This window comes from Streptomyces sp. NBC_00986, assembly GCF_045162565.1.
Lineage (GTDB): Bacteria > Actinomycetota > Actinomycetes > Streptomycetales > Streptomycetaceae > Streptomyces.
The window spans coordinates 5,198,227-5,219,275 of record NZ_CP108733.1; the positions used below are offsets into that span (position 1 = coordinate 5,198,227).

General features: G+C 68.7%; 29 protein-coding genes. 21 read left to right on the forward strand and 8 right to left on the reverse strand.

Annotated elements, in window-relative coordinates; translation table 11 throughout:
- Positions 1-31: 31 nt before the first annotated feature.
- The 6 genes from rpsG to OG504_RS22795 form a co-directional block, all read right to left on the reverse strand.
- A complete protein-coding gene (rpsG, locus tag OG504_RS22770; protein WP_005481264.1) occupies positions 32-502 on the reverse strand; it encodes a 30S ribosomal protein S7 in 471 nt (156 codons plus the stop codon).
- 3 nt (positions 503-505) lie between these two features.
- Positions 506-877: a 30S ribosomal protein S12 gene (rpsL, locus tag OG504_RS22775; RefSeq protein WP_003948652.1), complete on the reverse strand. Its 372-nt coding sequence runs from the start codon at positions 875-877 to the stop codon at positions 506-508.
- A 380-nt stretch (positions 878-1,257) separates the two neighbouring features.
- Positions 1,258-1,815, reverse strand: a complete 558-nt coding sequence (locus OG504_RS22780) for a DUF1707 and DUF4190 domain-containing protein (RefSeq protein ID WP_405991473.1) — start codon at positions 1,813-1,815, stop codon at positions 1,258-1,260.
- 156 nt (positions 1,816-1,971) lie between these two features.
- Complete coding sequence (locus tag OG504_RS22785; protein WP_405991474.1) at positions 1,972-2,181, reverse strand: hypothetical protein; 210 nt, start codon at positions 2,179-2,181, stop codon at positions 1,972-1,974.
- Positions 2,178-2,849 carry a hypothetical protein gene (locus OG504_RS22790; protein ID WP_405991475.1) on the reverse strand — a complete coding sequence of 224 codons (672 nt, stop codon included), beginning with the start codon at positions 2,847-2,849 and terminating at the stop codon, positions 2,178-2,180. Before OG504_RS22790 ends, OG504_RS22785 begins: the two co-directional genes overlap by 4 nt.
- Positions 2,842-3,420, reverse strand: a complete 579-nt coding sequence (locus tag OG504_RS22795; RefSeq protein WP_405991476.1) for a WhiB family transcriptional regulator — start codon at positions 3,418-3,420, stop codon at positions 2,842-2,844. The genes OG504_RS22790 and OG504_RS22795 overlap by 8 nt, the downstream gene beginning before the upstream one ends.
- Positions 3,421-3,695: 275 nt before the next feature.
- Here OG504_RS22795 and OG504_RS22800 point away from each other — a divergent pair, with 275 nt between their 5' ends.
- The 7 genes from OG504_RS22800 to OG504_RS22830 all read left to right on the forward strand — a co-directional run bounded on the left by OG504_RS22800 (position 3,696) and on the right by OG504_RS22830 (position 7,639).
- Positions 3,696-4,172 (forward strand): helix-turn-helix domain-containing protein, encoded by a 477-nt coding sequence (locus OG504_RS22800; protein ID WP_405991477.1) that lies wholly within the window; start codon positions 3,696-3,698, stop codon positions 4,170-4,172.
- Between the two features lie 291 nt (positions 4,173-4,463).
- A complete protein-coding gene (locus OG504_RS22805; protein WP_043682841.1) occupies positions 4,464-4,877 on the forward strand; it encodes a hypothetical protein in 414 nt (137 codons plus the stop codon).
- Between the two features lie 141 nt (positions 4,878-5,018).
- Positions 5,019-5,618, forward strand: a complete 600-nt coding sequence (locus tag OG504_RS22810; protein WP_405991478.1) for a phage tail protein — start codon at positions 5,019-5,021, stop codon at positions 5,616-5,618.
- 88 nt (positions 5,619-5,706) lie between these two features.
- On the forward strand, positions 5,707-5,997 hold the full coding sequence (locus OG504_RS22815; protein WP_033280001.1) for a hypothetical protein: 291 nt from the start codon (positions 5,707-5,709) through the stop codon (positions 5,995-5,997).
- Between the two features lie 65 nt (positions 5,998-6,062).
- A complete protein-coding gene (locus tag OG504_RS22820) occupies positions 6,063-6,398 on the forward strand; it encodes a hypothetical protein (protein WP_405996407.1) in 336 nt (111 codons plus the stop codon).
- A 317-nt stretch (positions 6,399-6,715) separates the two neighbouring features.
- Positions 6,716-7,075 carry a hypothetical protein gene (locus OG504_RS22825; RefSeq protein ID WP_405991479.1) on the forward strand — a complete coding sequence of 120 codons (360 nt, stop codon included), beginning with the start codon at positions 6,716-6,718 and terminating at the stop codon, positions 7,073-7,075.
- A gap of 357 nt (positions 7,076-7,432) precedes the next feature.
- On the forward strand, positions 7,433-7,639 hold the full coding sequence (locus OG504_RS22830) for a hypothetical protein (RefSeq protein WP_033279999.1): 207 nt from the start codon (positions 7,433-7,435) through the stop codon (positions 7,637-7,639).
- 21 nt (positions 7,640-7,660) lie between these two features.
- On the opposite strand, the gene OG504_RS22835 is transcribed toward OG504_RS22830, so the two are convergent.
- Positions 7,661-8,092: an ATP-binding protein gene (locus tag OG504_RS22835; RefSeq protein ID WP_405991480.1), complete on the reverse strand. Its 432-nt coding sequence runs from the start codon at positions 8,090-8,092 to the stop codon at positions 7,661-7,663.
- 159 nt (positions 8,093-8,251) lie between these two features.
- Here OG504_RS22835 and OG504_RS22840 point away from each other — a divergent pair, with 159 nt between their 5' ends.
- Both OG504_RS22840 and OG504_RS22845 read left to right on the forward strand, forming a co-directional pair.
- Entirely contained in the window at positions 8,252-9,103 is an 852-nt protein-coding gene (locus OG504_RS22840; protein ID WP_405991481.1) for a helix-turn-helix domain-containing protein, read from the forward strand.
- 14 nt (positions 9,104-9,117) lie between these two features.
- Positions 9,118-9,312, forward strand: coding sequence for a DUF397 domain-containing protein (locus tag OG504_RS22845; protein ID WP_405991482.1), 195 nt, complete (start codon positions 9,118-9,120; stop codon positions 9,310-9,312).
- Between the two features lie 297 nt (positions 9,313-9,609).
- Here the strand turns inward: OG504_RS22845 and OG504_RS22850 are convergent, their stop codons facing one another.
- Positions 9,610-9,894 (reverse strand): hypothetical protein, encoded by a 285-nt coding sequence (locus OG504_RS22850; RefSeq protein ID WP_405991483.1) that lies wholly within the window; start codon positions 9,892-9,894, stop codon positions 9,610-9,612.
- Between the two features lie 306 nt (positions 9,895-10,200).
- Between OG504_RS22850 and OG504_RS22855 the strand changes: the two genes are divergently transcribed.
- The 12 genes from OG504_RS22855 (at position 10,201) to OG504_RS22910 (ending at position 21,049) form a co-directional block, all read left to right on the forward strand.
- The gene (locus OG504_RS22855; RefSeq protein ID WP_405991484.1) at positions 10,201-10,902 is read left to right on the forward strand and encodes a hypothetical protein; all 702 of its coding nucleotides are present in this window, start codon (positions 10,201-10,203) and stop codon (positions 10,900-10,902) included.
- Positions 10,903-10,952: 50 nt separating this feature from the next.
- Positions 10,953-12,149, forward strand: a complete 1,197-nt coding sequence (locus OG504_RS22860) for a phage tail protein (protein WP_405991485.1) — start codon at positions 10,953-10,955, stop codon at positions 12,147-12,149.
- Entirely contained in the window at positions 12,146-13,423 is a 1,278-nt protein-coding gene (locus OG504_RS22865; protein WP_405991486.1) for a tape-measure protein, read from the forward strand. Before OG504_RS22860 ends, OG504_RS22865 begins: the two co-directional genes overlap by 4 nt.
- Positions 13,424-13,612: 189 nt before the next feature.
- A complete protein-coding gene (locus OG504_RS22870) occupies positions 13,613-14,545 on the forward strand; it encodes a phage distal tail protein (RefSeq protein WP_405991487.1) in 933 nt (310 codons plus the stop codon).
- Positions 14,546-14,777: 232 nt separating this feature from the next.
- Positions 14,778-15,998 carry a hypothetical protein gene (locus tag OG504_RS22875; RefSeq protein ID WP_405991488.1) on the forward strand — a complete coding sequence of 407 codons (1,221 nt, stop codon included), beginning with the start codon at positions 14,778-14,780 and terminating at the stop codon, positions 15,996-15,998.
- Positions 15,999-16,117: 119 nt separating this feature from the next.
- Positions 16,118-17,140, forward strand: a complete 1,023-nt coding sequence (locus OG504_RS22880; RefSeq protein WP_405991489.1) for a hypothetical protein — start codon at positions 16,118-16,120, stop codon at positions 17,138-17,140.
- A 30-nt stretch (positions 17,141-17,170) separates the two neighbouring features.
- A complete protein-coding gene (locus tag OG504_RS22885) occupies positions 17,171-18,316 on the forward strand; it encodes a hypothetical protein (RefSeq protein ID WP_405991490.1) in 1,146 nt (381 codons plus the stop codon).
- Positions 18,316-19,011, forward strand: a complete 696-nt coding sequence (locus OG504_RS22890; RefSeq protein WP_405991491.1) for a hypothetical protein — start codon at positions 18,316-18,318, stop codon at positions 19,009-19,011. The genes OG504_RS22885 and OG504_RS22890 overlap by 1 nt, the downstream gene beginning before the upstream one ends.
- Before the next feature lie 20 nt (positions 19,012-19,031).
- A complete protein-coding gene (locus OG504_RS22895) occupies positions 19,032-19,466 on the forward strand; it encodes an ATP-binding protein (RefSeq protein WP_405991492.1) in 435 nt (144 codons plus the stop codon).
- Positions 19,467-19,614: 148 nt separating this feature from the next.
- Positions 19,615-20,484 carry a peptidoglycan-binding protein gene (locus tag OG504_RS22900; protein ID WP_405991493.1) on the forward strand — a complete coding sequence of 290 codons (870 nt, stop codon included), beginning with the start codon at positions 19,615-19,617 and terminating at the stop codon, positions 20,482-20,484.
- A 26-nt stretch (positions 20,485-20,510) separates the two neighbouring features.
- On the forward strand, positions 20,511-20,786 hold the full coding sequence (locus tag OG504_RS22905) for a hypothetical protein (protein ID WP_405991494.1): 276 nt from the start codon (positions 20,511-20,513) through the stop codon (positions 20,784-20,786).
- Positions 20,783-21,049, forward strand: coding sequence for a hypothetical protein (locus OG504_RS22910; protein ID WP_327401957.1), 267 nt, complete (start codon positions 20,783-20,785; stop codon positions 21,047-21,049). Before OG504_RS22905 ends, OG504_RS22910 begins: the two co-directional genes overlap by 4 nt.

A 21,049-nucleotide genomic window follows, 5' to 3' on the forward strand; every position in this document is an offset into this window, starting at 1 on the left:
GGTCTTCTCTCGGTCTCGATGGGGTCTGCGACTACCAGCGGTAGTGCGCGAAGGCCTTGTTGGACTCGGCCATCTTGTGGGTGTCCTCGCGCTTCTTGACGGCCGCACCGAGGCCGTTCGAAGCGTCGAGAAGCTCGTTGAGCAGACGCTCGGTCATGGTCTTCTCGCGACGGGCGCGGGAGTAACCGACCAGCCAGCGCAGCGCGAGCGTGTTGGCGCGACCGGGCTTGACCTCGATCGGAACCTGGTACGTCGCACCGCCGACTCGGCGGGACTTGACCTCGAGCGTGGGCTTGATGTTCTCCAGCGCGCGCTTCAGCGTGATGACCGGGTCGTTGCTGGTCTTCTCGCGCAGGCCCTCCATGGCGCCGTACACGATGCGCTCGGCGGTGGAGCGCTTGCCGTTCAGCAGCACCTTGTTGATCAGGGAGGTGACAAGAGGAGAACCGTAGACCGGGTCGATGATGACCGGGCGCTTCGGGGCGGGGCCCTTACGAGGCATTTTCTACTTCTCCTTCTTGGCGCCGTAGCGGCTGCGGGCCTGCTTGCGGTTCTTGACACCCTGGGTGTCAAGCGAACCGCGGATGATCTTGTAGCGAACACCGGGCAGGTCCTTCACACGACCGCCACGCACGAGCACGATGGAGTGCTCCTGCAGGTTGTGTCCCTCACCCGGAATGTAAGCGGTGACTTCGATCCCGCTGGTCAGACGCACACGCGCGACCTTACGCAGGGCCGAGTTCGGCTTCTTCGGGGTGGTCGTGAACACACGCGTGCAGACGCCACGACGCTGAGGGGAACCCTCGAGTGCGGGCGTCTTGTTCTTCTCGACCTTGTCCTGCCGGCCCTTCCGGACCAGCTGCTGGATCGTAGGCACTACTTCTCCGGTTTCTGTGTGCCGATGGTGAAGCTAACCTGGAACGTCGCCGACCCACGCGGTCGGGTGTGTCGAATCCCGCAGACTTTCGCCGGTGAGCAAAAGGGGCGCAGATTGCGGTGGCCAGTGTCGGCTCCCTTAGTGCGGTTCAAGGCACGCACGAGAGCCAGGGCACACCCCAGGCACAAGGTCTGAGCGTACCTACCTCATTCGCTGCGGTCAAAACAAATGGGTGGCACCCACGGCTCGACACGCAAGATGCCGAAGCCACGCCCCGTCCGCGATCTTCGAATCTACGGCGACTCCGCCGCTCCGAGCTCTCCGCTCCACGGTACGGAACCCTCGGCCGGAGCCTCCCAGGTCACCCTCAGCGGGAGGCGTCAGGTCGAGCTCGCCGCCGCCGCGATCATCAGCAGCAGTATCAGCGCCCAGCCCGTGACCGCGAGCCAGCCGAAGACCAGGCCGGTCAGGGCCAGGCCGTCGCCGCCCTGGTCGGTGCGCTGTATCTCCGCGCGGGCGGTGTGGCCGAGGATCACCGCGGGGATGCCGGTGAGGCCCAGCGTCGGCACGATGAGGAGCCCGCAGACCAGCGAGCCGACCGCCTTGCCGTTGGTCGGCGGCACCGGGGGCGGCAGGAACGTCGGCGGCACCGGCCGGAATCCCGGAGGCGGTGCCTGGACGACGGGCATCACCTGCGGGCCCTGAGGCAGATCGGCGACCAGAAGCATCAACTCGCCCACCGTACGGGCGTCGTAGGCCCGGGCGACCCGCTTCTCCAGCTCGTCCTCGCGCAGCCGCCCCTCGGCGAAACCGGCCCGGAGCACGTCCACGGTCCGCTCCCGGTCCGCCGTCGCGGCCAGCATCGACGCCCCGCTCGGCCCCTGCGACGGCTGGTGCGGTCCTGGCCACTGCCCCTGCCACGGTGTCGGGTACGACACGGAACACCTCCCCCGGCGCCGGAGACCGAATGCCTCCATGATGCTCCAACGCACCGAAAACGGCACCGGTTCCCCATCGATACCGAAAGAGGTCGGCCACCCCCGCCCCCGTACGGATCCCAGGCCCCCTACAGAGGGGAGCGGGGTGGCCGCCCCTCAGCGCACGCGCCGGGTGCCGCCGGCGGCTCGTTCCGCGGCGAAAACGTCCTCCAGCCGGAACAGTTGCGCGCGCCCGGCCCTGCCGACCGGCGCCAGATGCCCGAGCTGGACCCACTTGCGGATGGTGGCGGGCGCGACCCCGGCCTCCTGCGCGGCGAGCGGCCCGGGAATCAGCGTCGGCAGCCCGCCCCTGGTGAACGTCGTCATCGGTCCCACTCCCCCTCGTTCCAGGTGTGCCGGTAGGCCGGGTCGTCGTGGCACCCGCAGTCCGGCACCGAGCAACGACACGCGGGGTTCACACAGAGCACGGCCCCACGCTCCGGGAACGCCCGCAACGAGACGGAGTCGCACCAGGGGCAACGCCCCGACACCCGTACGACCGTCTCGGTGTCCCCCAGCGCACGCGCACAGCGCCGCGCCATCCGCCGGGTCTCGTCCCGTACATGCGCGGCGAGTACGGCGTCGGCGGCCACCTGGTCGAGCAGCCCGGCGATCCGCCGCAACCGCTCGGGCACGGACGCCCGCCGCGCGCGAGGCAGCCCGAGCCGCTCCCGCAGGGCCTCTTCCAGTTCTACGACGCCGTCGGTGATGTCCCGGATCGTGTCGGAGATGTGCAGGCGCAGCGGGGCCGCGCTGTGGCCGGGGGCGACGAGTCCGTGCCGTTGTTCCAGGAGCAGGGCCTCGGCGCGCTCCTCGCGGAGCCGGTCGGCGAGGTCGCGCGGGGACGGCGGGGCGGGTGCGCGGTGAGCCGGTGAGGTGCGGCCGGGGGCGAGTTCGACGGTGAGTTCGGGGAACTGCTGGAGCAGCGTGCCGACCCAGAGGGCGGCATGCGTGGTCGGATCCGCCGCGGCGGACGCCGGACTCGGGTCAGGCAAGGGAGCCTCCCCGCGGAGCGTGCGTGGCCGACCGGGCCGACCGGGCCGTCAGGGCGGATAGGACCGCCGGGGCGGTCAGGCAGGTCCGTGCGGCAGGCGCGGCCGAGGCGCTCAGAGCAGCCGAGGTAGTCGGCGCGGCCGACGCGGCCGACGCGGTCAAGGCAGCCGACGCGATCGGCCCGGTCGGGGTAGTCGGCGCGGTCGAGGCAATCGGCGCGGTCGGGGCAATCGGCGCGGTCGGGGCAATCGGCGCGGCCGGAGCGGCGGGTGCAGCCGAGGCGGCCGGCGCAGCCAGCATGAGGTGCGCGGGGATCTCTACCGCGCGCCCCGAGCGGTAGAGGCGGCCGCCGCACACGCCGTCGAACCAGTTGTCGGCCGGCGCGACGATCCGCTCGCAGTCCCGCCGCACCGGGCAACGGGCGCAGGCCCGCAGAACGGGGGCGGCCTCCTTGACCTTCTTGGAGAAGACGGCCTTGGGCGGGAGCCCGGCACAGGCTGCGGCGGTCTGCCAGCCGATGGGTCCGACGGGTCCGTCGTAGGGGCGCGGTGGTGGGCAGGTGTCGGTGGACATGGGGCCTCCCTGTGGGACGGGTGTGGCACGAGCGTTTGGCACGTGCCATCCGGCCGTCCAGGTTTACAGATTGCGCGCGCGCCCGCAACGTAAACTTTGGTCACTCACCTCACATCCGTGACGACAACCCGTCATGAAACCGCCCCCCGTGCCCCCATCTCCACCGAACCTCCCCCTAATTGAGCCGATTTTTCTCAGTGCTTGCACGCGAGCACGTAATTCCGTGCGCGCAAGCAAGCTAAGCTCGCTGCCATCCAAAGGAAGTGAGCACACAGATGACCAGCCAGGATCTGGACGCGTTCGCCGCGTGGGTCGAGGACCTGATGCGCGAGCGCGGCTACGACATCGACAGCCCGCGCGGCGGCGGCAAGTCCCGGATAGCGGACGAGGCGGGCGTCCACCGGGCCGCCGTCACCCGCCTGCTGCAGCGCCAGAGCATGCCGGACTTGGAGACCACCCGCAGGCTCGCCCGCGTGCTGGGCGTGCCGGTCCGCGACATGCTCATCCGCTCCGGCCGGCTCACCGCGGAGGAACTCGCCGACCCTCACGACTACTTGGCCTCCCCCGCACCCGGCGCCGAGTTCACCCGGCGCCCCACGCTGGAGGAGGTCGCCGATCTGCTGGGGGTGCCGGCCGACCGGCGGGAGATGTTCGTGCGGGTGGTCGAGCAGTTCCTGCCGAACGAGGCGCCGGCCGCGGAAGCCGTAGAACGCGTGCGACACGAGGACGCACGGCTGCTGATGACCGACTGACCGGCCCCCCTCCGGTCACCGGTTCGCCGGTTCGCGGTACGAGGGAACTGGTCCCTCCCTCGCCGCTCCCAGACTTCTCCCCCCACCTCCTCACCCCTCTCCCCCCACCCCCTCAGCCTCCCCGCTCACCCGGTTCTCGGTTTTTAGTTGCGTGCGCGCACGCTCGTCTGTCACAGTTGGTGCAGCGGCGGAGCTGCGCCCGCAGGCCGGCCGCTCAGTGCCTCGTCGCGGCGTGCAGGTGTACCGCCGTGTCCCGCACGCCCTCCCGAAGCTGCCCCGAGGTGACCCGGCATGACCACACCCACTCCACCGAGTGCCTTCCCGGACGTCGAGGCGATGATCGTCGACATCCTGGAGGACGACTCCCGGCTCTCCGGCGCGATCGTCGCCGTACAGGCGCCGACCGGCTTCGACGGCACGGCAGCCGCCGTGTTCGTCAACCGGCGCGGCGGCGCCTGGGTCGGCGAACGCCATGTCGACCAGCCGCTGATCGAGCTGGAGGTGTACGGCCCGACCAAGCAGGCCGCGCACGTCCTGGCCAACGACGCCCGGCAGGCCGTACTGGCGATGGCGAACAACAAGTACGGCACGAACCTCGTCACCGAGGTCGAGGAGCAGGACGGCCCGCGCTGGCTGCCCGACTACCTCTACTCCGCGGCCAACCGCTACGTCACGGTGATGAAGGTGTACGTGGACGTCTACTGATCCCTCCGTCGATCGCCCTGACGCTCCGCGCCCCACAGACCGAAGGCCCCGCCACCCCCCGGCGGGGCCTTCTTCGTGCCCGGACCTCCCGGGTACGACGGCACCCCATCCCAACTCACCTGGAAAACAAGGAGATTCACCATGGCAGGAACCAACTCCTCCGAGATCCGCATCGCCGGCGTAGGCCGCCTCTACGTCGCCCCGGCCGACACGGCCGTACCGTCGACCTTCTCCACCGACCCCTCCACCGACTGGGCGACCTGGAAGAACCTCGGGTTCACCTCCGGCGACGGCGTCACCTTCAGCAAGAAGGACAAGCTGGAGCCGGTCGACGTGTGGCAGGCCGTGAGCCCGGTGCACTTCGTGTACTCGGACCGCGACCTGACCCTGAAGTTCTCGCTGATGCAGTTCAACGAGGACACGCTGCCGTTCTTCATGGGCGGCGGTTCGGTCGGCGCGGTGACGGGTTCGACGGGCGTCTACAAGTACGACATCGCCGACCGGCCGTTCGCCGATGTCCGCGCCCTGGGGCTGGAGTTCACGGATGTGCGGGCGAGCGACGGTTCGACCGTGACGTACCGCTTCGGCATCCCGCGCGGCCAGGTCACCGCGTCGGACGACATCAAGCTGGCCCGCAAGTCCGCGGCGCAGCTCGGCATCACGTTCAGCGCGATGTCCGCGGCCGACGGTTCGCCGCTGGCCAGCTTCCTGATGAAGGACGCCGCGTACGCCGCGTCCTGACCCACCGGGGTGGGACGGGCACGGTCGCCTGTCCCGCCCCGGTCCCAACTCCCCAACTTCTGCAGTCAGTTAAGGAGTCTTCATCACCATGACCCGTTTCGACGTCAACGCGGCCCGCGCCCAGCGGCTCGAAGCCCTCGGCCGTACCTGGTCGTTCGAACTCGACACCGAGAGCTACACCCTCCCCACCGAGCTGACCCGCGCCACCGCCAAGGCGCTGCGCAAGCTCGACGACAACGACGTGGACGGGCTGCTCCAACTCCTCCTGGGCGAGAAGCAGTTCACCCGCTTCGAGCAGCACGAGGTCACGATGCAGGACATCGCCGCCATCCTGGAGGCCTACGGCAAGGAGACCGGGCTCGGCCTGGGGGAAGGCTGAGCCTCGTCGGGTTCGTCGACGAACACGCCGAGGCCCTCGAAGCGGACCTGCTCCGCTATTACGGCATCGATCTGCTCGACTGGCACCGTGACCGGCTCTCCGCGCGCCGCCTCACCGTGCTCATACGGCAGTTGCCGCACGACAGCGCCCTCAACCGGGAGCTGCACGGCGAGGCCGCCGACTGGTCGGTGACCGACCACCTGCTGGCCGCCGCCGTCGACCATCTCGCCGCCGCGAACTGGATGTTCGCCTCCGTCAACTCGGAGGAGGGCGACCAGCCGGACCCACCGGCACCGGTACCGCGCCCTTCGTACGGCGAGGAGACACCGGCACAGGAGAACGAGCCCGAGGCCGAGGAGCCGGCTCCCTCTACAGTCCAACTGGCCCGGTTCTTCGGCTGATTGTCAGTCCACCGTGCCGTTCTCCTCGTCCCGGCGCCCGTTGGAGGCCCGGCCCTCCAACTCGTCCGCGAGGGCACGGGCCTTGGCGGAGAGCCGGGGCGTTCCTCACTCCGGGTGCCGGGCTGGGCCGGCGAGGGCTCCGACGGTTCCGTCCTACGTCCCTTGTCGCGCCCTGTTCCGGCGTTCAGCGGGGGCACGCTGGGCCGCCCGTTGCGCCGTACGACCGAACGCCGTTCGGCGGGCGCGGCACGCTTCTCCCGCACGTCACGGGCGGTGAGGAGGATGTCGGGGCCGGGATCGGGGTCCGCCTGGTCCCGGTGCCCGTCCGCCACGACCCGTTCCTGTTCCCCGCACTCTTCTACTCGCGTCAACTCGGGCGGAGCGCTCAGCAGTTGGACATACGGAAGCTGGATGACGTCACCACCGACATGATCGCGATCCCGCACCCGGCGCGGCCGGCGCCCCGTGCGGGCATCCTCCTGTCCTTGGAAGTAGGCGGCGGTGGTCCGCTGCTCGTAAGCCCGCCGCACGGCCGGGAGTTGCTCGTCGACCACATCGGCCCAACCCGCGCTGCAGGCGGCCAGTTCACGCCGGTCGAGTTCGGTGCGGGGCAGGATGACGAGGTCGTCGGGGGGCGTGGCCGAGCCGTAGGACGAGTTCGGACAGCCGGGCGATGAGATGGGGATGATCGGGGGCCTGTTCGAGCCAGTCGGTCACATGCGTCTGCCGCGCGTCGCTCGCGTTCCCATCCACCCCGTAGGCCTTGCTCTCGTCCCTGCCTCACCAGGCCTGGTAATTCACCTTTCATTCACCGACGGGAGAACGGCCGGACACTACTTCACCAACCTGGCACAACTGCCACCGCACCCCGTATCTCCGCAGGTCCGGACCGCACTGCGGGCAACTGTCTTCGGCAAACACGAAACACCACCACAGGATTACTCGTACACTAGTTCGAACCGACGCTTCGAGCGCACCAGGAGCGCCACCTGTACCACCAGCCGAGCGGACAGACAGGAAAGCAGGACGACGACATGGCGACTGGCACGAGTCACTCCCCGCAGCAGCCGATCGACACCTACACCCGCCTCGCCCACCTCCTGCATTCCCCGGCCCCCGACCGCACGGCCCTGCTCGACCGGCTGTACGAGGAGTTGCTCACGCGGGAGTCGCGGGCGTATGCGGCGGGGTGGACGGATGCGCTGACGGAGGCGGGGCGGGGGCGCGGGGGCCGGCCGTAAGCACTGCTCACCGCCCACCTCTCACACGGTGAACGTGCACCAGACCTGCTTCTCGTCGAACCCCGTACGGTGCCACCCCCACCGCCGCGCCAACGCCTCCACGAGCCGCAGCCCACGCCCACCCTCGTCCAACAGGTCGGCGCACGCGGGCAGTTCGGGCACTCGCCCCGGAGCGTGGTCGGTCACCATCACCCGCAGAAACGGCGGAGCGAACTCCCGCCCGACCCCGAGCGTCAGCTCCAGCCCGGCGAGCCCACCACCGTGCCGTACGGCATTCGTGCACAGCTCCCCCACGGCGAGCTCGACGGAGTCGGCCAACTCGCCCAGTTTCCAGTGCTCTTGGAGCCATACGCGGGTTCGGTGCCGGGCTTCGGCGACGGGGCGGAGGGGGTCGAGGGCGGAGGTGTCCCAACCGACGCGGGTGGGGGTGGTGTTGAAGGGAGGGAGATCCATCGTTCACCTCGCGGGGATGTCGATGAGTGGCTTGCGCCACACCGTAGCGGCGATTTCCAACCCGTGAGACCAAATTAACCCCAACAGGTTGAGTTTTGGTGTTCGATGGACGAGCCCGACACCGGTGGGCACACTGTGCGCGAGCGAGGAGAGGACGACATGGCACCGAGGCAGACCCCGACAGTCCGGCAACGCCGTTTCGGCGCCGAGCTACGACGGTTGCGGGAGGCCACCGGCATGTCCGCGCCGCGAGCCGCCGAACTCCTCGGCACGGACCGCACCACGATCTCCAACACGGAGGCGGGCCGCTTCGGCATCAGCGAGCAGCGTCTGCGGCGCCTGGCCGCCATCTACGAGTGCGACGACCCGACGCTGATCGACGCGCTGGCCTCGATGACGGGTGGGCGCAGCGGGGGCTGGTGGGACGAGTACCGGGGCAAGGTGCCGCCGGACTTCCTGGACCTGGCCGAACTGGAGCACCACGCGGCGTCGTTGCGCACGCTCCAGACCGCCCATCTGCCGGGCATGTTCCAGGTCGAGGACCACGCACGCGCCCTCTTCGACCTGTTCATCCCGGCGCTGCCCCGCCTGGAAGTGGAACTGCGCATCGCCCAACGCCTCGCCCGCCACACGGTGATTGCCAAGGAGCCCCCGGCGCCCTACCAGGGCGTGATTCACGAAACCGCGCTCCGTATGCAGGTGGGTGGCCGGCAGGTGGCCCGCGCCCAGCTCAACCACCTGCTCTCGGAGAGCGAGCGGAACAACGTCACGCTCCTCGTGATCCCGTTCAGCGCGGGCGGCTTCCCCATGGCGGGCGACTCCGTGCTCTACGTGTCGGCCGACAGCCCCCACCTTGACACCGTCCAGGTGGACTCCCCCACCGGAGCTGTCTTCTTCGACGCCCCCGCCCAACTGGCCAACTTCCGGCGCCGTATGGACGCGGTCGAACAAGTAGCGTTGAATCGCAGCCAGTCGAGGGACGCCATCCTCGACATCATCAAAGAGCTGTAAGAGGAAGAGCCGCCGTGCCCGAGTTGAAGTGGATCAAGTCCTCGTACTCCGAGGCATCCGCCAACAACTGCGTCGAGATCGCGACGACCGGCCCCCTCATCGCGCTCCGCGACTCGAAGCAGCCGGAACTGCCGTGGGCGACGGTGAGCCGGGCGGCATGGTCGGAGTTCACCGGCGCCCTGGGAACTGGCTGCCTGTCCCAGGGATGAACGGATGAACCTCGGCCCCCAGGCAGAGCCCAGCACCAAAGTGTGACACTTCGCCCCGAAGTGTCACACTTTCACGAGCAGCCGAGACGACCGTTCCTTTCGGTCGTCTCGCGAACTCGCACCCCTTTTCTCATGTGGTTACGGCCTCCCAGAGCAGGCTGACCACAAGCGCTACCGCACCGCAGGACACCGCCGTCAAGAACGGGAGCGCCAGGCAGCCTCAGGCGACATTGTCGGCTGCCGCCTTCCGAGGTGTGACGCGTGCGACCGTGGGCCGGTCCGGCAGATAGACAACACCTACGGCCCCCCCACCTGCGGAATACGCACTTCCATGAGCACTCTGCTCTTGAATGAATACTCTTCCCCCGAAGAGTCGACAAACCGGACCAGCAGCCGAATGCCACGCCGCGCCGGTATCAACTCGGCGCATTGCCCGGTCAATTCCACCCCCTTCTGCCCGAGTCGCCATTCTTCGATCAACAGCAGAACGACGAATCGAATGGCCCGAACGGCAAAGTAGAGACCGACCGCAGGCAGTAAATAAACCACGAGAGTGACCAGAAGAGGAACCAGCACGGGCACACAGATCCTTTAAAGATTCTTGAAAAGTCCCCAGATACCCCATGCGACCATTCCCGACATGGCCAGAGCCAGCAAAAGGCAACCACCCGTATAGAACTTGCGATCGATCGGCTCCTTGTCTCGTACGAGACTGCGTCCACGCAATGAAGGAACCAGTTCGACGGCCAAGAATGCTAACGCCGCAAGCGCAAGCGGAGAACAGATGGCGAGAAGTATCACGTAGGCAACCGGACTGTTATTCACATACATATGTGCAAGCATGCCCGGATCATAGCAGTCCACCATCGCCGCGGAAAGGGGAATGAAGTGCTCAAAGATCCCGGTCCGACACCCGACAGTCCCTCCCCGGGAATAAGCAGTGAGCTCGCAGATCACGAAAAGCGGATCGGCAGCATCGAAAGCAGCATGGCGCCACAGACCTTCAAGGACTTTCCGCTGCCGTGGAACACCTGGAAGGATGTCGCCGCCTCCTATCAGACGGTTTATTCCAGCATCCAGGGATTCAAACTGGACCTGGAGGCCGTTTCCGTCACCACAGACGGCATCAGCGTCTTCGGGGCACAGATCATGAAGAGTCCCCTGGCCGGCTTGTTCGACATGCCTGTCGGCTCCCTGTGGGAAAAACTCCTGGAGAAAAGCGACGGGAACGCCGCAGCCAGCAGGATCGTCCGGCTCGTCGCTCCGGACTCCACAGTCCAGGACTTCAATCTGAAGGCGTACAAGGCAGAAACCGCTCTGCGCCTCAGCGGACACGAAGTCGAGCTCGGCAAACACAGCAATGCGATATCCCAGATCGCACGCGGGCAAGCACACCTTGCCGAGGTCGCCCGTGTCAGCTCGGCCGGGCAGGCCCACGAGGCGGCACGGCGCACAACTGACAACCGCCTCACCCAGGCCAACCGGGAGGGGTACCGGAGGACGTCAGAGGATCTGACCAGACTGGGCACCGAGTTGGAAAGAATCAAAGAAAGGGCCGATTCCCTTGCAACAGCGATCGGCACCGCCTGATCCATGACATCCGGGCCACTAAGTGAATAAAACGAGAAGAGGAACAATACATGTCTCTTGTCGCAGCGTTCGGCAGATCGACGACCGCGCTCCAGCGGTTCAAGACTCAGGCCGACGGCGCAGCAGGCGCCGCGAAGAGCATCGGGGACAAGACACGGACCAGTGAGGGTGGCCTCAAACAGCTCAGGAGTGCGGCCGAGGGGTCCGGTCGAGAGCTGAAGGAACTCAAGACCGCCACGGATCAGGCGGAGAAATCCCTCACAAAGGCAGGAAAGACCGGGTCAAGTGCCGGGACCAACCTCGGCAAGTACGAGTCCGGGGCGAGCAAGGCGGCCACCGGTCAGGACAAGATGAACAAGTCGATGAAGGGCAACTTCTTCGGCCTGCTCATGCAACTGCTCGCGCCGCTCATCCAGAAGGTCATCGACATGGTGACCAACTCCAAGACCATGCAGAAGGTCCTGAAGCAGGCCTTCGAGGTCATCAAGGCCGTGATCAGCAGCGTCATGAAGGCCATCGAGCCGATCATGAAGAACGCCGGCAAGCTGATCAAGTCGGTGTGGAGCGGCATCAAGACGGCGATCACGAACATCGTCAAGGCCATAGCCACGGTCATCAGGACCTACGTCAACGTATGGAAGTCCATCATCACCGGCGTCCTGAAGGCGATCAGCACGGTCGTCTCCAACGTCTGGAAGGGCATCAAGGCCGTCATCTCGCCGGTCGTCAGCTGGGTCAAGTCCGCGATCCCGGACGCCTTCCGGGCCGTGAAGGACCGCCTGTCCAGCATCTGGGGCGGCCTGAAGGGCATAGCGAGCCGGGCCTTCGACGGCATCAGGGGCGCGGTCCGCGACCCGATCAACGCCGTCATCGGTCTCATCAACCGCGCGATCGGCGCCCTCAACGGCATCCACGTCTCCATCCCCGGCTGGGTCCCGATGGTCGGCGGCAAGACCTTCGGCGTCAGCCTCCCGAGAATCCCCGCGCTGGCCTCCGGCGGTGTCGTCATGCCCCGCTCCGGCGGCGTCCCCGCCCTCCTGGCCGAGGCCGGCGAAGCAGAGGCCGTACTCCCCCTCACCAAGCTCGACCGCCTCCTCAAGGCAGCGGCCTCACGAGGCCGGGCGTACGCCGGGATGTCCGCCGCCGACGGCAGCGCACTCCACATCGAGAACTACTACGCCGCCGACACCAGCACCCCACAACGCACCGCCGACGCCCTCATGTTCCTGGCCAAGGCACGCGGATGAGCAGCGCGGCCGCACTCCGCAATCCCCTCACCGCCGCCACCCCCGCCCTGCGCTCCTTCCGGACCAGGGTCGACCAGACCCAGTCCGGCGTACGGTCCTTCACCCAGCGCGTCACAGGCGCCGCCGCCGACCTCGACCACGTCACCACCCCCGCCACCCAAACCGCCACAGCCGTACAGCAGATCAAGACGAACGCCGACACGGCAGCCCGCTCCGTCACCAGAACCGCCCAGACCGCCACCACCGCAGCCTCCGGCATCAGGTCCACCGCCACCCGGGTCAGGTCCGCCGGAAAATCCCTCGGCAAACTCACCACCAACCTCGGCGGTGTCTTCGCCATCGTCGGCACCCTCATCGCCGCGTCCGGTGTCCTGGGCGGCCTCCTCGACACCTTCGGCACAGCCATGACCATCGGCTCCGGCGTGATGATCATCATCAACGCCCTCACCCGAGCCAACCCGATCGGTTTCGTAGCCGGCATCCTCCTCCCCCTGGCCGGCTGGCTGCTGGACATCGCCCTGAACTCCGAGACCGGCCAACGCCTGATGGACCAACTGGCCACGCTGATCCTGAAGTACGTCCAGAGCTACCTCACGATCCTCGGCCCGATCCTCAAGCTGATCGCCGGCGCGGTGAACACCTACGTAACCGGCTACCTCACCCTGATCACCACCACCCTCTCCGTCCTCCGCACGATCATCAGCACAGGCTTCGCCGCCCTCAAAGCGCTCACCACCGGCGGCTCCCACGCCCTCACCGGCAAGGTCTCGGCGATCTGGAGCGGCTTCAAGAGCGCCGTCAAACCGGCCCTGAACTGGCTCACCAAGGAAATCCCGGCCGCCTTCACCCGGGTCAAGGACGCCACCGCCAACACCCTGCGCGCGATGGGCCAGTTCGTCACGACCGGCGCCCAGACCGTGGCCGGCGTCGTAAAGGGACCGGTCTCCGGCCTCGTCGCCTTCGCGAACTGGGTGATAGACGGCCTGAACAAGCTCAGCTTCAGCATCCTCGGCAAGAAGTTCGGCGTACACCTCAACAAGATCCCGATGCTCGCGGAAGGCGGCGTCGCGATCCCCGGCGCCCGCATCGGCAGGGTCCTGTCTCTCACAGCCCTGGAACGACAACGAGCCCTCGCGGCCCGCAGCCGGACCACCAGACACGCCCAACCGGCCCCCCACATCAGGGAGTTCCACGAGAGCAACGGCACCGGAGCCCACGGCACCGCGACCGACCTCCTCTTCCTGGCCTCCGCCCACGCCCGCTCCCGTGCATGAAGGGGCAGCCCCCTCGCCCGCGCATCAAGCGACACCGGCTCCCGCCCACACATGGGGCGGCAGCCATCCGCGCCATGTACAAAACGGCAGCCGTCCCCGCCGCGCGTGAAGCGGCAGCCGCCCTCGCTCGCGCAGCGGCACCCACCGCCCTCCACCCGCACCCACCCACTCCAGCGAGGTGACGGCCCCATGGCCGATCAGACGACGACCGCATCCACCACACTCACCACAGACGACGTACCCCCCGGCTCACTCATCACCCGCGACGGGCAGATGCAGTGGGCCGGACTGCTGCTCGGCGCCGGTACGCCGTACGAGATCGGCAGTGACGGGCTGACCGGCTGGGAGGACCTGCCGGACTACGACACGACAGACGCCGACCACCCCACCGCACACGGCGCCTGGCCGGGCGCGCGCTACGCCAAGCCGCGCAAGGTCGGCGGCTCGATATGGACCGTGCCACCGCAGGACGACACCGCGTCCTCCCTCTCCGCGATGCGAGCCCTGCGCCAGGCCCTGCTCCTCGGCGACTCCGAACGCTGGCTTGCAGTGAGGCTGCACGGCGAGACCCTGGCCATCCGAGCCCGGGTCAGCCAGCGCGTCCTCGCAGCCGACCGGACGTACACCACACAGGGCGTCTCCAAGGCTGCCATCCAGTGGTACGCCACCGACCCCCGCCGCTACACAGTCGACGAGCAGACAGCAGTCACCGGTGCCCCCCAGCCGGAGAGCGGCCTCACCTGGCCACTGACCTGGCCGCTGTACTGGGGCCAGGCGTCATCCACCGGCGACGTGGCCGCCGACAACTCCGGCTCGGCACCCACCCACCCGATCCTCACCTTCACCGGCCCGTGCACCAACCCCACGGTCACAGACCGCACTTCGGGCCGCCGCCTGCGCTACGAGATCGCACTCGCAACCGGCGACGAACTGGTCGTAGACACAGCAGCCGGCACAGTCACCCTCAACTCCACAGCCTCCCGCCGCCACACCGCGGCAGCGGACAGCGGCCCCGAGGAACTCTTCGCCTTCGAGCCGGGCCGAGCCGACCTGGCCTTCCGCCCCGACACCTACGACACCGGCGCCCAACTGTCGGTCCGCTGGCGCTCGGCGGATTGGTAACGCCCCACGAGCCCGCAGCCGCCGACGAACCGGGAGCGGGTCGTGGCGGTACGGCGCAGCCCGCCGCCTACCCGGCACCAACCCGTCCAGCCGTGGTGACAAACCGAAGGACCCCGCAAGCGGCGGCCTCGCCGTACCGCCACGACCCCGACCCCACCCACCAACCGCGGGCGAAAACACAGCAACCCCAAACCCCTCCACCCCACCCCGAACCACCCCAGGAGCCCCGTACATGAACCTCCGCAGCGCATGGGTGGCCGAGACCGGCCAGACCCGCGAGGACACCCGCCTGACCCAGCTCGGCGCGACCACCCCCGCCAACCCCCTGGAAGTCCGCTCCGGCATCCTCCCCGGGAGCTACGACGGCCTCAACCGCATGTCCGGCTTCTGGCTGGAGGGCGCAGCGGGCGCCATGTCGGCGACCGTCCACGAGGGCCGCGCCGTGGTCGCCGCAGGGGCCACCCAGGGCGCCTACCCGATCACCCTCCCCGAGCCGGCCACCCTCACGTTCACCGACGGTGACGCGACCAGTCCCCGCATCGACCTCGTGGTCCTCAGGATCTACGACTCCCTCTACGACAACTCCGGCCAGACGAAGGCGGCCCTGGAAATAGTCAAGGGCACCCCGGCCGCAACCCCCACCGCCCCCGCGATCCCCGGCATCGGACTCGCCCTCTACCAGGTCATGGTCGCCGCAGGCATCAGCGCGGGCAAGGGCGGCATCACCTGGAGCACCGCCGTCACCGACCTCCGCACCCCCGTCGTGGCGATCGGCGGCATCCTCCCCGCGTACGGCGAGACCGGCACCGGCGCCTACCCGGGCCAGTTCCGCGACTCCGGCGGCGCGCTCCAGCGCTGGGACGGCTCGGCCTGGGTGTCGTACCCGAGCGCGCTCGGCGGCATCGCCCCGGCCGGCGCGGTCACCACCGCGAGCTACACCGGCCAGTACCGGGACACGTCCGCCGGGGTACTGCAGCGCTGGAACGGCACGACCTGGGTCAACTACATCCCCTCCCCGACCTGGACCGACTACACCCCGGTGTGGGGCGCCGAGACCGGCACCGCGCCCGCGATCGGCAACGGAACGCTGGCGGGGTCGTACGCGAAGATCGGCACCGTCGTACACGTCCGGATCTATCTGAAGACCGGGTCGACGACCAACCTGAGCGCCCAGAGCGACAACGCCAACTGGACGTTCTCGCTGCCGGTGGCACCGGTCCCCACCGTGTGGAAGCTGGACGGACGGGTGCTGAACGCGGAGTACTTCGACTCGTCGGGCTCACTGCTCTACCAGGGCAGCGGCCTGCTCTCGGTGACCAGCGGCGTCGGCTACGTCCGCTCGCTGCGCGACACCCTCGCGAGCAGCACCGGCATCTGGGACAAGTCACTGCCCGCCGTCTGGACCGCCGGTGACGTGCTGAGCATCCACGGCACGTACGAGTCCGCTTCATGACCGTCAGTTCCTCGTAACTGTTCCCGAAGACCCAGACCCGAGCGGACACCCGTAACCCCCTCACTCCCGCCTCCCCCTGTCCCTCTCCCAACTCCCCACCCCCAGATCGGAGTTACCCCATGCCCACACGCTCCGGCTGGCTGTCCCCGGACAGCCAGTCCCGCGAGGACACCCGCCTCGTCTCGCTCGGCGCCCTCACCCCGACCTCCCCCGTCGCGACCCGCTCCGGCATCCTGCCGGGGTCGGCCGACGGCCAGTTCCGCATCTCCGGCTTCACCCTGACCGGCACCGCGAGCAGCATGACCGCCTCGGTCAGCCCCGGCCGCGCGATCGTCCAGTCCACCGACACCCGCGGCGCCTACCCGGTCGCACTGACCGAGTACCTGAACGTGACCTTCGCCGACGGCGACGCCCTGTACGGCCGTATCGACCTGCTGGTCCTGCGGATCTACGACGACGTCTACGACGGCTCGGGCCGCAACGAGGCCGCCGTGGAGATCGTCCAGGGCACCCCCGCGGCCACCCCCGCGATCCCGGCCACCCCCGACCTCGCCATCCCGCTGTACCAGATCGCCGTGCCGAAGAACACGAGCGCGGGCACCGGCGGCATCACCTGGTCCACCGCCCTCACCGGCGTCCGCAACGCGACGGTCGGCCTAGGCGGCATCCTCCCCGTCACCTCCGACACCTCCAACGGCGCCTACCCCGGCCAGTACCGGGACGTGAGCGGAGTCCTCCAGCGCTGGTCCGGCGCCGCCTGGGCCGACTACCAGCCGCCGCTCGTCGTGGAGACCGCGACCTCCGGGGCCACCGCCTCCGGCAACTGGTCCCTGTCGTCCTACAACGCCCGCCGCACCCGGGGCGTCTGCTCATTCACCCTCGTCCTCACCCGCACGACGAGCAGCCTCACGGCCACCGCGGCCGGCACCACCAACCCCGGCAACGTCGGCGACGAACTGATGGGCACTCTGCCCTCCGGCTGGCGACCGGCCACCGACACCTACGCGGTCGCGAGCGACGGATTCGCCGACGGCGGGGTCAAGATCACCGCCGACGGCTCGGTCTCCCTGCTCACCTGGTCGACCAGCGGGGTGATCCAGGTCGGCAACAACGTGAAGGTCTCCGCCTGCTTCGTGCTGTGACCCCCACCGGTCGAAGGAGCTGACAGCCGTATGACCACTACCAGCACGACCATCAACACGCCCTACCGGGCGATCTTCTGCGACCTGCTCACGGACAGCACGATCGACATCCTCCCCCTACGGGACGTCACCGTCGACGACTACATCGGCAAGGCCGGCTCGCTGTCGGGCACCATGCCCGTCCCGAACGCCGAGATGGCCGCCCGGGTCCGCCGTATCGAGGAGGGCCGCACCTCGGTCTACCTCCAGCGCGGCAACGACCTGTGGTGGGGCGGCATCGTCTGGACGAGCACCCTGCAGAGCGACGACCAGGGCGTGCTCACCCTGGGCGTCCAGGCGGCGACCTTCGAGTCGTACGCGGGAAGACGCCAGATCCGGGCGACTACCCCCGAATACGACCCCGGCTACCAACTAACCCTCACCGGCGACCAGTTGGACATTGCCAGGGCCCTGTGGACGGACCTCCAGACCGCACTCCCCGGCGGAGACATCGGCGTCACCTACGGCACCGAGACCTCCGAGGTGACCCGCTCGGCGAGCTACCGGGACGGCGACGAGACGGTCTACCTCGACGCGCTGGACGCCCTGGCCGCGCTGGAGAACGGCTTCGAGCACTACATCTCGGTGTACACGGACCCGACGACCGGCGCCCGCGTACGCCGTCTCCGTCTCGGCAGCCCGAAGATCCTCACCGGCGCCACCGACCTGGTGATGGACAGACCGGGCACGATCCTTTCCTACTCCTTCCCGCGCGACGCGACCCGAGGCGGCACCACAGACCGAGCCCGGGGCGCCTCAACCAACACGGACCAGGCCAGCGAGTCCCGCCCCCTCTGCTCAACCGTGGCAGTCGCCAACGACCTGATCGGACAAGCGGGTTACCCCCGCATCGACCTGACCTCGGACCACAACGACATCACCGACGCGGCCACCCTCACCGCACTCGCCCGCACCGAACTGGCCGCGGCCACCGGCGCGGTGGTGATCCCCGAGATCAGCGTGCGCCTGGACGACCTGGTCCCGTCGGCGCTGATCGGCCGCACGGTCCGCATCCGGATCACCGACGAGTGGTACGCCGAGGGCCTCGACACCCGCTACCGGATCATCGGCGTCAAGGTCAGCCCCGCCCAGCGCGGCCGCCCCGACACCGCCGACCTCTACCTGGAGGAGGTGTGATGCCCCAGCTCCCCGAAGACATCATCGACCGGCTCAGCCAGATGGAACGCCGCATCCAGCAGCTCTCCACCGCGGTCAACACCCGCCCGGCCCTCAACACGGTCTCGGGCGGCACCCTGGAGGTGGGCCCGGCCACCGGTTCCCCGGTCTTCAAGATCGGCAAGTGGCCCGGCACCGACGAGTACCGCATGGAACTCCGCCGCCAGACAGGCCAGTTGGCGATCAGCATGTACAACGGCGACGGCACCGCCACCTCACTGCAACCCCTCCGCCTCTACGACAGGGCAGAGCGCGAGATCCTCTCGGACGACATCAGCACGGGCGGCCTGGCCCGCCCCTGGCTGAACATGCTGCCCCCGCAGGACACCAGCACGACCCGCTGGCCACAGACCACATCGACCTCGATGACGACGATCGCGATGTCCTACAACATCGCCTGGCAGCCGAAGATGCGCCTCGTCATGAACACCCGCGCCAGCTCCGGCGCCACCGGCTCCGTCCAGGTCCTCGTCAACGGCGCCCAGTGGGGCAGCACGGTCAGCGCCGGCACGGACTTCGTCTACGAGGCCCTGATCAGCTCCGACTTCGGCTCGGTCTACGGCACCCAGCTCAAGGTCGAGGTCCAGGCCCAGGTCACCAGCGCCTCCGGCACGGTCTACGCCAACCCGATCCTCATGTACGGCCGCCAGACCTGAAGAAAGGACACCACACACCCATGGACATCGACACCACCCAACCCTGGGGCCTGGCCATCGACTTCGCAGGCCGAGCCACCATCACCGAGGCCGGCCACACGATCTACGTGAACGTCTCCGACTCCAGCTACAACAGCATCATCGCCCCCGACTCGATCAGCGGCACGTACGCCCCCGTGACGGTAGCGGCCCAGTTCACCGAGTGGGGCGCGAACGGCGCCGCCATCCGAGGCAGCGCCCGCACCACGATCATGCCCATAGGCACGGCCATGGTCGTCCCCGACCAGACCGCCATCCAGACCGTGGTGGCCGCGGCCCTGGCCAACTTCGCCGAAAACACAGCGATTTACACAGCCTTGGCCGCCAAGTGGACCCCGCAGGACGACGGTTCGGGCGACGGCGACGGTTCCGGAGACACCGGAAGCACAGCCGAGCCATCGACGACACCCGCCTAACCTTCCAACCCCGCCCACCCCAACTCCCTCAGGGGCGCGGGGAACTGCGCGACCAGCCACAACGCACCCGCACCCCGCACACAACCCGAGCCCCCACCCCCGGCCCGGGTTTTTTCATGCCCACCCCCGCCGACCAGGAAGGCACCCCATGGCCACACCCCTATCCCCCGACGCCCTCATCACCGCCCTCAAAGCCGAGGGCATCACCGTCACCGAACACCCCGGCTGGCGAACCAACAACCGCAACAGCAAGGGCAGTTGGGGCCCAGTGAACGGCGTAGTCATCCACCACACCGTCACCACCGGCACCACCACCTCCGTCAACCTCTGCTACAACGGCCACTCAGAACTCCCCGGCCCCCTCTGCCACGGAGTCATCGCCAAGGACGGCACAGTCCACCTCGTGGGCAACGGCCGAGCCAACCACGCGGGCAGCGGCGACGGAGACGTACTGAAGGCAGTCATCGCCCAGAGCCCCACCCTCCCCGCCCCGAACCAGAACAACACGGACGGCAACGTCCACTTCTACGGCTTCGAGTGCGTCAACCTGGGCGACGGCAAGGACCCCTGGCCGGCGGTCCAGTTGGACGCGATGGTCCGGGCCTCGGCCGCCCTCTGCCGAGCGCACGGCTGGAACGCCCACTCGGTCATCGGCCACAAGGAGTGGACGAACACCAAGATCGACCCGCGGGGTTTCACGATGGCCGACTTCCGCACCCGGGTGGCCACCCGCCTCGGCACCAAGGTCACCCCGCCCGCCAAGCCGACCTACCAGCCCTTCCCCGGCGCCGACTGGTTCAAGAAGAACCCCAAGTCGGCGATCGTCACCGCGATGGGCAAGCGCCTCGTCGCCGTCGGCTGCTCGGCGTACACCTCGGGTCCCGGCCCCCAGTGGACCACCGTAGACAAGGCCTCCTACGCCAAGTGGCAGCGCAAGCTCGGCTACACCGGCACCGCGGCGGACGGCTGGCCGGGAGCCACGTCCTGGATCGCGCTGAAGGTCCCATACAGCTCCTGAACCCCTCGGAAAGGCAAGGTCCACCCATGTCAGAGGCCGCCAAGCGCACCCTCCGTACCGTTCTCCAGACCGCTGTCGGCCTGTGTGTCCTGCTGCCGGCGGTCGTAGACGCCGCCGGTGTCCCGGACACCCTGCCCTGGGTGGCCGCGGCGCTGGCCGCAGCCGCCGGCGTCACCAGGATCATGGCGCTGCCCGCCGTACAGGCGCTGTTGCCGTCCTGGCTGCGCACCGACGGGCCGGCGGCCGGGGACGGCGCGCTGCTGAAGCTGGTCAAGGCCGAGCCGGAACGGGAGGACGCGTGAACGAACCCACGTCCCTGTCCGACCCGATCGCCGTCGCCGTGGAACTGGAACGGCTGCGCGGAACCGTCGAGGCCGGCTTCGCCCGGGTCGACGGCTCCCTCGCGCTGCTGGTCCAGCGCAGCGACCAGACCGACCGCCAACTCGCCGACCACGAACAGCGGTTGGACGCCCTGGAACGCTCCCGCTGGCCGCTCGCCAGCATCGGCGCCCTGGCCGCCATCGCCACGGTGGTGGTCACCGCCTGGGAGCTGACCCCGCACTGA